We start from the raw sequence: 12,331 nt of genomic DNA, 5'->3' as shown, positions 1-12,331 counted from the left end.
CGTCGGCGCCGTGACCGAGCGCTGGGCGCCCGAACAGGCCGGGCCCGTGCACGAGAACTGGCGCCTCGCCCCGCCGATCGGGCCCGCCACCGACCTGTGGGCGCTCGGCGCGCTCCTCTACCGGGCCGTCCAGGGCCACGCCCCGTACCCCGAGGACAGCGCGGCCGAGCTGGTCCAGCTGGTCTGCGCCGAGCCGCCGGCCTTCGCCGAGGAGTGCGGGCCCCTGCGCCCGGTCGTGGAGTCCCTGCTGCGTCAGGACCCCACCGAGCGGCCCGACTTCGAGGAGCTGCGGGGCTGGCTGCGCTCCCTCGTCCGCTCGGCGCCGGAGCCGGACGCCGGGCTCGGAGTCGTACCGCTGCCGTCCTTCGACGAGGCGCGGCTGCCGATCGTGCGCCGGCGCGGTGAGCTGGTGCGCCGGTGGCGCGGGGGAGCGGGGGCGGGCCGTCACCGTCACAAGCGCGGCAAGGACCCGCGCCCCGCGACCCGGCACGAGGCCCCGCGGGAAGCCGCGCACGGCGACGAGTACGGCCGGGAGCACGGTCACGAGTACGGCCACGCGCGCGTACGGCCCGATCACCGCGAAGAGTTCCGGGAGGAGTTCCGGGAGGATTTCCGCGAGGAGTTCGACGGAGAGATCCCGCAGCGCGCCTCGCGCGCGCCCCGGTCCTCGGCGCGCCCGTCGTCCTCCCGGGCGCCGGGCTCCCCGCGCTCCCTGGGCCGTACGCTCCTGGTCCTCGTCCTGCTGCTGCTCGTGGGAGCCGTCGCGTACGCCGTCCTGTTCATGCCGGGGAAGGGCGAGGGGTCCGCCGCGCCGGCCACGCCCACGGGAGGAACGGCGCCCGGCACGTCCGCGCCCGCGAACGCCCCGTCCGCGACGACGGAGCCACCCGCCGAGCCGACCGGGAAGCCGGCCACGAAACCGGTCACCACCCCGCCCCCGGCGGACCCTTCGGCTCCCGCGCTCGCCGCCGGGTACGAGCTGCGCCGGGACCCGGAGGGCTTCCGGATCGGGGTCCCGAAGGGATGGCGGCGCAGCCCGATCAACGACGCCGGCCAAGTGCGCTACACCGGGGGCGGCTTCACTCTGATCGTCGTACCGGGCCGGGACAGCGTCCGGGACAACGGCGCGGACCCGCTGGAGTACCAGAACGCCAAGGAGCGCGAGCTGGAGCCCTATCGGTCGTCCAGCTGGTCGCAGGTGGTGAGGGCGCGCCGGGTGGACATCGGCCGGACGCCGACGGCGGAGGGCGACTACACCTGGCTGGACAGCACGGGCCGTGAGGTGTTCGTGCGCAACCTCGCCCTGATCGACGGCGGTCGGTACCACGTCGTCCAGGTCATCGGCCCGGAGAGCGAGCGCGACAAGGTGTCCGAGATCTACGAGCAGGCCACGAAGGCGTTCAGCCCGGGACGCTGAGCCGGGGAAGGCGCCGGGATTCCCACCGTCCCCCGGTCACAGTGCTGTTCCTATGACCGCCCCGAGGTTCCGCCGTCCGTACCCCCCTCCGTAACCTGGCATCAGAAGGAACGGGCGGGGGCAAGTGGAACATTCTCAGAGCACAGGGGCGGGGCTGCTGCTCGCCGGTCGCTACCGGCTGGGCGAGTCCATCGGGCGCGGCGGCATGGGCAAGGTCTGGCGCGCGCACGACGAGGTGTTGCACCGCGTGGTGGCGGTGAAGGAGCTGACGGCGGGCCGGTTCGTGGCCGAGGCCGACCGGCTCGTGCTGCACGCCCGTACGCAGAAGGAGGCACGGGCCGCCGCGCGGATCACGCACCCGGGCGTGGTGACCGTCCACGACGTCCTGGAGCACGACAACAGGCCGTGGATCGTGATGCAGTACGTCGACGGGCCCTCGCTCGCCGACGCCGCCAAGGAGGCCGGCACGATCGAGCCCCGCGAGGCGGCCAGGATCGGGCTGCACGTCGTCGGCGCGCTGCGCGCCGCGCACGCGGCCGGGGTGCTGCACCGGGACGTCAAGCCGGGCAACGTGCTGCTCGCGAAGGACGGGCGCGTCCTCATCACCGACTTCGGGATCGCGGCGATCGAGGGGGACTCGACGATCACGCGGACCGGTGAGATCGTCGGCTCCATCGACTACCTGGCGCCCGAGCGGGTGCAGGGCGGCGACCCGGGTCCCGCCTCCGACCTCTGGTCACTCGGCGCCACGCTGTACACGGCGGTGGAGGGCACCTCGCCGTTCCGCCGCACCTCCCCGATCAGCACCATGCAGGCCGTGGTGACCGAGGAGCCGCCGCACCCGGAGAAGGCGGGTCCGCTGGCCTCCGTCATCGTGGCCCTGCTGCGCAAGGACCCGGCGCAGCGGCCGCGCGCGGACGAGGCCGAGCGGATGCTGCTCGACGCGATGGAGGGGCGCACGCCGACGGCGGCGCAGGCGTACGTGCCGACCCAGCGCGTGGCCCGGGAGGACCTGGACTCGGTGGCGGGCGCGAACGGTCCGGGCGGCGACGCGCGTAGCGCGGACGGCGTCGGTACGGGCACGGGCACCGGCGCGGAGGGCCCGGCGCCCGGCGAGCCGCGGAAGGCCACCGCGCAGTGGCCCCACCCGCCTCAGCAGCCCTACCAGCCGCACTCGTCGCACCCGTCGCACTCGTCATCCGTGCCCCCGCAGCACCCCACGCTCGTCCCCGCCGCCTCCCCGCCCGCCTCCGGCCGTGGCCGCTGGCGCTCCGCCGTTCTCGCGGCGCTGCTCGCCGGGGTCGTCGCGGGCGGTGCCGTCTTCGCCGCCATGAACTACGCGGGCGGCGACCGCGACGGCGGCGCCGGCGGACGGACGACCACGGCGACCTCGCCCGCGGCCAAGGGCAAGGGCGACGGCATCCCGGCCGGCTGGCACCGCGTCGAGGACCCGGAGGGCTTCAGCCTCCTCGTACCGGACGGCTGGAAGCGGCAGACGGAGGGCGACCAGATCGACTACACCCCGGACAACGGCCGCCACCGCATCCGCATCAGCATCGACCGCAGCCCCGACTTCGAGAACCCGTACATGCACGCCCTCGACCTGGAGGTCCTCCTCCAGAAGCGCATGAACTACAAGCGGGTCAAGCTCGACCAGGTCACCTACCGCGACCAGGTCCGCTCCTGCCTGTGGGAGTTCACCTGGACCGAGAAGAAGAACTTCCCGGGGCCGCGGCACGCGATCGACCAGATGTACTACGAGGACGACGGCACCGAGTACGCCATCTACATGTCCTCGCCGGAGTCGAGCTGGGAGACCACCCGGGAGCAGTTCGACATCGTCGTCCAGCACTGGCGCGCGCCGGGTGACTGAGGGGCGGAAAAATCTCCACGGGCGGCCCCCGGCGGCCGTAAGCCCCTGATCAGGGCTTATGTGCCAGTGATCGCTGGCGCGGTGTGTGCGGTCGGTGAAAACGCGTTACCGACGGGTACCCAAAGGTCGGAACGCACCCTACGCTCGCCCTCATGACGGACTCGCAGGCCCCCGCCGCCCTCACGGTTCCCGCCGACACCGCCGCCGACACCGCCGCCGAGGCGGCCCGTCCGGCCGCTCCCGCCGGCGCGACCAACCCCGTCGCGCCCGCCCCCGCCGGCGCGCGGACCGCCGCCGACGTCGTGACGCCCGAGCTGGTCGCCCGGCTCACGCGCGGAGTAGTCGGCTCCGGCCGGACCGCCAACCACACCCCCTTCACCGGGAAGAAGCTGGCGGACCTGCCCGAGTCCACCCCCGAGGACGTCGCCGAGGCCTTCACGCGCGCGCGTGCCGCCCAGGCCGCCTGGGCCGCCACCCCGGTCAGGGCCCGCGCCGCCGTCCTCCTGCGCTTCCACGACCTCGTCCTCCAGCGGCAGGCCGAGGTCCTCGACCTCATCCAGCTGGAGACGGGCAAGGCCCGGCTGCACGCCCACGAGGAGGTGCAGGCGGTCGCCGTCGCCGCCCGCCACTACGGCCGCAAGGCCGCCTCGTACCTGCGCGCCAAGCGCCACACCGGCGTCGTGCCGACCCTCACCAAGGTCACCGAACTGCGCCAGCCGCGCGGGGTCGTCGGCCAGATCGCCCCCTGGAACTACCCCCTGGAGCTCTCCGTCGGCGACGCGCTCCCCGCCTTCGTCTCGGGCAACGCCGTCGTCATGAAGCCCGACACGGAGACCGCGCTCACCGCCCTCTGGGCCCGTGACCTGCTCATCGAGGCCGGACTGCCCGCCGAGGTCTTCCAGGTCGTCCTCGGCGAGGGCCCGGTCGTCGGCCCCGAGGTCGTCGCCCACGCCGACTACGTCTCCTTCACCGGCTCCACCCGCACCGGCCGCGAGGTCGCCCGGGGCGCCGCCGCCCGCCTCGTCGGCGTCTCCCTGGAGCTCGGCGGCAAGAACGCCATGCTGGTCCTGAAGGACGCCGACGTGGAGAAGGCCGCCGCCGGCGCCGTCCGCGCCTGCTTCTCCTCCGCCGGCCAGCTCTGCATCTCCATCGAGCGGCTGTACGTCCACGAGTCGATCGCCGACGACTTCGTCGCCCGCTTCGCCGCCCGTACGAAGGCGATGCGGCTCGGCAACTCCCTCGCGTACGGGGCCGACATGGGCTCCCTCGTCGGCGAGCGGCAGCTGGAGACCGTCACCAAGCACGTGGAGGAGGCCGTCGCCAAGGGCGCCACGCTCGTCGCCGGCGGCGTCGCCCGCCCCGACATCGGCCCCCTCTTCTACGAGCCGACCATCCTCGACGGCGTCGACGCGCCGATGGCAGTCTGCTCCGAGGAGACCTTCGGCCCGGTCGTCTCCGTCTACCGCTTCGAGGACGAGGACGAGGTCGTCGAGCTCGCCAACGCCACCCCGTACGGCCTGAACTCCTCCGTCTGGACCAGGGACTCCCGGCGCGGCCACGCCGTCGCGGCCCGGCTGCGCACCGGCACCGTCAACATCAACGAGGGGTACGCCCCGGCCTACGGCAGCGTGCAGTCCCCGATGGGCGGCATGAAGGACTCCGGACTCGGCCGCCGCCACGGCTCCGAGGGCATCCTCAAGTACACCGAGGCGCAGACCGTCGCGCAGCAGCGGCTGATCCCGCTCGCGCCCTCCTTCGGGATGGACGACGAGAAGTACGCCGCGTTCATGAGCGTGTCCCTGAAGGCGATGAAGGCCCTGCGCCTGCGCTGACGCCGCCCGTCCTTTTCCCCACCTTTCCGCACGAGGAGAGCCATGACCGCGGTACCCCCTGCCCAGAACCAGGACGAGGACAGCCCGTACGACGACTCCGGCTACGACTACGACGTCCTGGTCGTCGGCTCCGGCTTCGGCGGCTCGGTCACCGCCCTCCGCCTCACCGAGAAGGGCTACCGGGTCGGCGTCCTGGAGGCCGGGCGCCGCTTCACCCGCGCGACCCTGCCCAAGAACTCCTGGGACCTGAAGAACTTCCTGTGGGCCCCCGCCCTCGGCCTCTACGGCCTCCAGCGCATCCACCTGCTGGGCAACGTCATGGTGCTCGCGGGCGCCGGCGTCGGCGGCGGCTCCCTCAACTACGCCAACACCCTCTACGTACCGCCCAAGCCCTTCTTCGACGACCCGCAGTGGAAGGACATCACGGACTGGCAGGACGAGCTGCGGCCGTACTACGACCAGGCGAAGCGGATGCTCGGCGTCCGCCTCAACCCGACGATGACCCCCTCCGACGTGCACCTGAAGTCCGCCGCCCAGGCCATGGGCATCGGCGACACCTTCCACATGGCGCCGGTCGGCGTCTTCTTCGGCGACGGCGACGACGCCGACGGCACGTCGAGGGCGAAGCCCGGCGGGGAGGTCGCCGACCCCTACTTCGGCGGCGCGGGCCCGGCCCGGCGCGCCTGCACCGAGTGCGGCGAGTGCATGACCGGCTGCCGCCACGGCGCCAAGAACACCCTCAACGAGAACTACCTGTACCTCGCCGAGAAGGCGGGCGCCACCGTCCACCCCATGACCACGGTCGTCACCGTCACCGAGGACTCACGGGGCGGCTTCGCGGTGAAGACCCTGCCCACCGACGACCGCAGGAAGGGCAAGGGCCGGACCTTCACCGCCCGGCGGGTGGTCATCGCGGCCGGCACGTACGGCACGCAGACCCTGCTGCACCGGATGAAGGACAGCGGACTGCTGCCCCGCATCTCGGACCGGCTCGGCGAGCTCACCCGCACCAACTCGGAGGGACTGGTCGGCGCCCAGACCACCGACCGCCGCTACCGCAAGCGGCACGGCGGGGAGAAGGCCGACTTCACCCGGGGCGTCGCCATCACCTCGTCCGTCCACCCGGACGAGAACACGCACATCGAGCCGGTCCGGTACGGCAAGGGCTCCAACTCGATGGGCAGCCTGACCGTCCTCCAGGTCCCCTACGGCGCCCACCGGGTGCGCGCCTGGCTCCTCAACCTGCTCAAGCACCCCGCCCTCGCCGTCCGCTCGCTCTCCAACCGGCACTGGTCCGAGCGGACCATCATCGGGCTGGTCATGCAGTCCCTCGACAACTCCCTCACGACCTACCGCAAGCCCCGCGGCCTCGGAAAGGGCCTGCTCACGGCCCGCCAGGGGCACGGCGCGCCGAACCCGGTCCAGATCCCGGAGGCCACCCGGGCCGCCACCCTCCTCGCCGAGGAGATCAACGGCTTCGCCGGATCCAACATCGGCGAGCTGATGGGCACCCCGCTCACCGCGCACTTCCTGGGCGGCTGCCCGATCGGCGCCGACGGTGCGACCGGCGTCATCGACCCGTACCACCGGCTCTTCGGTCACCCGGGGATCTCCGTCGTCGACGGCGCGGCCGTCTCCGCCAACCTCGGCGTCAACCCGTCCCTGACGATCACGGCCCAGGCGGAGCGCGCCATGTCCTTCTGGCCGAACAAGGGCGAGGAGGACCCGCGCCCTCGGCAGGGCGAGGCATACGTACGGCTCTCGGCCGTCGAGCCGAAGTCCCCCGCCGTTCCGTCCGAGGCCTTCGGCGCCCTGCGGCTGCCGTTCCTGGGGATGCCGGCGGTCCCGCCGAAGAAGGACTGAGCGCCGCCGGTTCACCGGCTCACCGTTCACCGGTTCACAGAAAGGGCGCTGCACCCCCCTCCGAGTGCAGCGCCCTTCCGGCTTTTGTGTTGCTGCATAGATGACCTCCGGCCCCCGCCATTGGTTGTAGCGGTTGCACAGGATCTTTGTGTGACGCGCGTCACGTCCTGCTGCCGGGTGTGAAGAAGGGCCCCGCGCTCGCGATTCCGGTCGCGGCGCGGGGCCCTGAGGTCGGCACCGGTGTCAGGGCAGCGGCGGTGCCGAGCGGGGCGGCGCCGGGGGGCTGCGCCGCGGGGGGAGGGGGATCTGGGGTGACGGGACCGGGGATCAGGGGGACGGAAAGATCGGGAGATCGGCCGGTTGCGGCCGGCCCCGGGCGTCCCCGGGACCGACCGCCCTTTCTGGGTGACCGGGCTGCTGTCCCCTGCTGTCCGGTCACGCGCGCTGGTGCGAGGTCCCACGACGTACCCGAGAGGTACGCCACACGCCCCAGCGAAGCCACGCGTGGTTTCTTCGGGCCCGCCCCTGGCTGGCACGGACACCCGGACCAACGAAGCCCGGCCGGAGCCGGTCACGCGCCGTACGGGTGAGAGCCGTACCGAACTCGGGTGCGGGCACGCACCCGGACGCGTCTCCCGGGCGGGACCGGGACGGGACCCGGTCCCGGATGTGGCCCGGCTCGGCTCCGGCCCGGCTCAGATGCGGCGGCCCGGCTCAGATGCGGCCCCGGCACAGCTCCAGCATCGTCATCGCGAGCGCCGTGCCCGGCTTGCCCAGCGCGTCCCGGTAGTGGCCCAGGACCTCCATCTCGCGGGCCAGGTTCACCCGGCGGCCGCCGGAGGAGATCCGGGCCTCCTGGATGACGGCCGAGACGGCCATCCGTTCCTGGATGAGGCCGATGATCCGGTCGTCGAGCGCGTCGATGCGCTCCCGGGCGTCGCCGATCAGCGTCGCCGCCTCGTCGGTGCGGGCGCCGGTCTGCTCGGTGATCGTCTTCGTGGTCATGTCGGGGCTCCTCGTGGTGTCGGGTCCGGAGCCCCGGGGCGACATCGCCCGGAGAGAAGCAGAACGCCCCGGGCCTTGTCGGCCCGGGGCGCCTGGGAAGTCGCTTGTCAGTTGCTCAAGCAGCACGACCATGGCAGCCGGTGGGCCGGTTGCCATAGGTAAAGACGAAGGTCGGGTGCTTGCGCATGGCGACAGTATGGCCCCCTCCGCACGCCCGGTCACAACCCGGGTTCGGATGGTGAGACGAAAAGACTCACCGGCGCGCCGGTAGAATCGACAAATAGCCCCCCTTTCGAGGGAACCCCCAGGGCCCTTCGGGGTCCCCCGGGGAACCTCACCAGGGAACCTCTCCTACCGCCGGAAGGCCGCCGTAGTGTCATCAGCGACTCCCGCTGCCGCGCCCGACGTCTCCAACCCGGACGTAGTCCTCGTTGTCGACTTCGGCGCCCAGTACGCCCAGCTCATCGCCCGTCGCGTCCGTGAGGCGCGGGTCTACAGCGAGATCGTCCCGTCCACCATGCCGGTGGCCGAGATGCTGGCCAAGAACCCGAAGGCGATCATCCTCTCCGGCGGCCCGTCCTCCGTGTACGCGGAGGGCGCCCCGCGCCTCGACCGCGAGCTCTTCGAGGCGGGCGTCCCCGTCTTCGGCATGTGCTACGGCTTCCAGCTGATGGCGACGACCCTCGGCGGCACCGTCGACAACACCGGCGCCCGCGAGTACGGCCGGACCCCGCTGCACGTCTCCAAGGCCGGCTCCACCCTCTTCGAGGGCACCCCGGTCGAGCAGTCCGTGTGGATGTCGCACGGCGACGCCTGTTCCGCCGCCCCCGAGGGCTTCACCGTCACCGCCTCCACGGACGTCGTGCCGGTCGCCGCCTTCGAGAACGACGAGAAGAAGCTGTACGGCGTCCAGTACCACCCCGAGGTGCTGCACTCCACGCACGGCCAGCAGATCCTCGAGCACTTCCTCTACCGCGGCGCCGGCATCGAGCCCAGCTGGACCACGGGCAACGTGATCGAGGAGCAGGTCGCGGCCATCCGCGCCCAGGTCGGCACCAAGCGCGCCATCTGCGGTCTCTCCGGCGGCGTCGACTCCGCCGTGGCCGCCGCGCTCGTGCAGAAGGCCATCGGCTCGCAGCTCACCTGCGTCTACGTCGACCACGGCCTCATGCGCAAGAACGAGACCGAGCAGGTCGAGAAGGACTTCGTGGCCGCCACCGGCGTCCAGCTGAAGGTCGTCGACGCGCAGGAGCGCTTCCTCACCGCCCTCGCCGGCGTCTCCGACCCGGAGACCAAGCGCAAGATCATCGGCCGTGAGTTCATCCGCGTCTTCGAGCAGGCGCAGGCCGAGATCATCGCCGAGGGCGCCGCCGACGGCGAGGAGGTCGCCTTCCTCGTCCAGGGCACGCTCTACCCGGACATCGTCGAGTCCGGCGGCGGCACCGGCACGGCCAACATCAAGTCCCACCACAACGTGGGCGGCCTCCCCGAGGACCTGGAGTTCGAGCTCGTCGAGCCGCTGCGCCAGCTCTTCAAGGACGAGGTCCGCATGGTCGGCCAGGAGCTCGGCCTGCCCGAGGAGATCGTCCAGCGCCAGCCGTTCCCCGGCCCCGGCCTCGGCATCCGCATCGTCGGCGAGGTCACCAAGGAGCGCCTGGACCTGCTGCGCGAGGCCGACGCCATCGCCCGCGAGGAGCTCACCGCGGCCGGTCTCGACCGTGAGATCTGGCAGTGCCCGGTCGTCCTCCTCGCCGACGTCCGCTCCGTGGGCGTCCAGGGCGACGGCCGCACCTACGGCCACCCGATCGTGCTGCGTCCCGTCTCCTCCGAGGACGCCATGACGGCCGACTGGTCGCGCCTGCCCTACGAGGTGCTCGCCAAGATCTCGACCCGCATCACCAACGAGGTCGCCGACGTGAACCGTGTCGTCCTCGACGTCACGAGCAAGCCGCCGGGCACCATCGAGTGGGAGTAAACCCTCCCGCACGCGCACGAGGCCGCCGTCCCGCTTCCCGGGGCGGCGGCCTCGCCGTTTCCGGGGCCCGGATGTCCGTCCGGACCCTGGTGACTTGACCGGCCGGGCGTTACCTTCCGGCGCATGAGCGTGATACCGGACCCCGTCCCCGTCGAACGGCTCCACTTCGCCCTGCCGCCCGTCCACGCGACGGCCGAGGAGGAACGCACCCACCGCAAGCAGCGGCTCGCCGGTGCGCTCCGGATCTTCGGGCGGCTCGGGTACGAGGAGGGCGTCTCGGGCCACATCACCGCACGCGACCCGGAGTATCCCGACTGCTTCTGGGTGAACCCCTTCGGAGCCCCCTTCGAGGAGCTCACCGCGAGCGACCTCATTTTGGTCAACGGCGACGGACAGGTCGTCCGGGGCGGCCACCACGTCAACCAGGCCGCCTTCACCGTCCACGCCCAGGTCCACCGCGCCCGGCCGGACGCCGTCGCCGTCGCCCACACCCACTCCGTCCACGGCCGGGCCCTCGCCGCGCTCGGCGAACTCCTCGACCCGATCACCCAGGAGGCCTGTGCCTTCTACCAGGACCACGCTCTCTACGACGCCTACACCGGCGTCACCGTGGACGCCGAGGAAGGCCGCCGCATCGCCGTCGCCCTCGGCGCCTTCAAGGCGATCGTGCTCCGCAACCACGGGCTGCTCACCGTCGGCACCTCCGTCGACGCGGCCGCCTGGTGGTTCATCGCCCTCGAACGCTGCGCCCGCGTACAGCTCGCCGCGCGCGCGGCCGGCAAGCCGGTGCTCATCGACCACCGCGAGGCGGTCGCCACCCGGGAACAGCTCGGCAGCGACCTCGTCGCCTGGATCAACTACCAGCCCCTGTGGCGCAGGATCAGCCGGACGGACCCCGAACTCCTGTCGTAACACCATCGCTTCACCCTTCTGTACGTCAATGAGATGGCGCGGCAATCACCCTCCGGCGGGGCGCACGCGGCGGGCGCGGGAGCCGCCGGTACGGCACAATTCCGTGGAATAAACGGCTGGTTGGCCCTTCGGGGCGCGCCGGGACGCATCGAAGCGGGCCGTGAAGTGAGCTCGGGAGTGAGCACCGTGGCGGTTCAAGAGGCGAGACAGTACGGCGAGCACGCGACGGCCTGTACCGGCTGCGCCCACTGCGGGCAGGCCGGGCACCGGCGCGCCGTCGCCGCCTTCCTGGCCCGGCGCGACGAGCTCGCCGCCGGGCACGGCGTCCCCGCCGCCGTCGCCCACTCGCCGGTCGCCGCCCGTCAGTGGGTCTCCGACGAACTCGCCCAGTCGGCCCGCGCGGTGACCGTGCGCGGCCGGGAAGCCGGGCTCGCCTGGCTCGACCGCGTACGCCGCGGCGGCCTCGGCGCCGTCTGGGGCGCCGTTCTCGCTCTCCTCCTCGGCCAGGCCCTCACCGCCATCGACGGCGGCTGGACCGGCGCCCGCACGGCCGGCCTCTGCACCGCCCTGGTCCTCGCCGCCCTCCTCAGCGCCGCCGCCCACGCCCACCGCGCCCGGGGCGGCCTCCTCGCCCCGCTGATCGGCGAGGACAACCGGCTCTCCACCACCCGCGCCGTCGTCGCCGGCTGGCTGCTGCTCCTCGGCTTCACCCTCCTCTTCCTGGCCTTCCGGTCGCCCGGCGCGACCGCCTTCGGTCTGGCCCGGGGCGCCGGCCTGCTGACCGTCTTCGCCCTCGTCGCCTCCGTCACCGTCACCGCCCGTCTCGTCGTCGCCCTGGGAATCGCTGCCGGCCGCCTCCAGAAGGTGCGGGCCGACCGTCCGCGCGCCGCCGACCTGGTCTGCGACGACAGCGGCCGGGCCGCCCTCGCCGACGTGCAGTACCTCCTCGTCTCCGGCGCAGTCCTCGCCCTGGCCGCCGTCGGTCTGGCCCGCGAACCCGACCGGCTCCCCGAGGTGCCCTGGTCCCTCGTGCTGCTCGTCGGCGTCTCGGCTGCCTGGCACCTCGCCGCGAAGGTCACCGAGGGCGTCCGCCCCACGATCCACTCCGTGGTCCGGTCCCGGGAGGCGGGCGACCTCGACGCCCCGATCCGTACGGGCGACGACATCGAGATCCGCGGCTGCGGCTTCGTCCCGCCCGGCGCCGCCGCCCCCGATCCGCTGACCCGTCTGGTCGTCCGCATCGGCCCCGTCCACGCCCACGTGCCGCTGGTCCCGGTCCCGGGCGGCTTCGCCAACCCGACCGACACGGCCCTCACCGTCCCCCTCCCGGCGGACGTGGAACCGGGCCGGGTGGAGGTCTCGGTCGTCACGGCGGCCGGCACGGAGACCAACCGGGTCACGATCGACGTCGTGGACTGAGCGTCCGGGCCCCCTCCCCGTGTCCCCGGCGGCGA

General features: G+C 72.9%; 7 protein-coding genes and 1 pseudogene. 7 read left to right on the top strand and 1 reads right to left on the bottom strand.

The genetic code is table 11. The features are described 5' to 3' along the window. The 4 genes and pseudogenes from K7G60_RS30120 to K7G60_RS30105 all read left to right on the top strand — a co-directional run. Window positions 1-1,417 (top strand): annotated as a pseudogene (locus tag K7G60_RS30120) (serine/threonine protein kinase); the annotation flags it as partial. A 124-nt stretch (window positions 1,418-1,541) separates the two neighbouring features. Then, complete coding sequence (locus K7G60_RS30115) at window positions 1,542-3,290, top strand: serine/threonine-protein kinase (protein ID WP_225804132.1); 1,749 nt, start codon at window positions 1,542-1,544, stop codon at window positions 3,288-3,290. A gap of 152 nt (window positions 3,291-3,442) precedes the next feature. Continuing rightward, window positions 3,443-5,122 (top strand): succinic semialdehyde dehydrogenase, encoded by a 1,680-nt coding sequence (locus K7G60_RS30110; protein WP_225804131.1) that lies wholly within the window; start codon window positions 3,443-3,445, stop codon window positions 5,120-5,122. Window positions 5,123-5,164: 42 nt separating this feature from the next. Next, on the top strand, window positions 5,165-6,985 hold the full coding sequence (locus K7G60_RS30105) for a GMC oxidoreductase (protein ID WP_225804130.1): 1,821 nt from the start codon (window positions 5,165-5,167) through the stop codon (window positions 6,983-6,985). 714 nt (window positions 6,986-7,699) lie between these two features. On the opposite strand, the gene K7G60_RS30100 is transcribed toward K7G60_RS30105, so the two are convergent. Then, entirely contained in the window at window positions 7,700-7,990 is a 291-nt protein-coding gene (locus K7G60_RS30100) for a chorismate mutase (RefSeq protein ID WP_225804129.1), read from the bottom strand. Window positions 7,991-8,363: 373 nt separating this feature from the next. On the opposite strand from K7G60_RS30100, the gene guaA reads away from it, so the two are divergent. The 3 genes from guaA to K7G60_RS30085 all read left to right on the top strand — a co-directional run bounded on the left by guaA (window position 8,364) and on the right by K7G60_RS30085 (window position 12,296). Then, window positions 8,364-9,965, top strand: a complete 1,602-nt coding sequence (gene guaA, locus K7G60_RS30095; RefSeq protein ID WP_225804128.1) for a glutamine-hydrolyzing GMP synthase — start codon at window positions 8,364-8,366, stop codon at window positions 9,963-9,965. Window positions 9,966-10,088: 123 nt separating this feature from the next. Beyond that, entirely contained in the window at window positions 10,089-10,877 is a 789-nt protein-coding gene (locus tag K7G60_RS30090; RefSeq protein WP_225804127.1) for a class II aldolase/adducin family protein, read from the top strand. A 186-nt stretch (window positions 10,878-11,063) separates the two neighbouring features. Next, window positions 11,064-12,296, top strand: coding sequence for a hypothetical protein (locus K7G60_RS30085; RefSeq protein WP_225804126.1), 1,233 nt, complete (start codon window positions 11,064-11,066; stop codon window positions 12,294-12,296). Window positions 12,297-12,331 lie beyond the last annotated feature (35 nt).

The organism is Streptomyces sp. NK15101, assembly GCF_020400725.1.
Lineage (GTDB): Bacteria > Actinomycetota > Actinomycetes > Streptomycetales > Streptomycetaceae > Streptomyces.
This window is presented reverse-complemented; position numbering and strand designations above follow the sequence as displayed.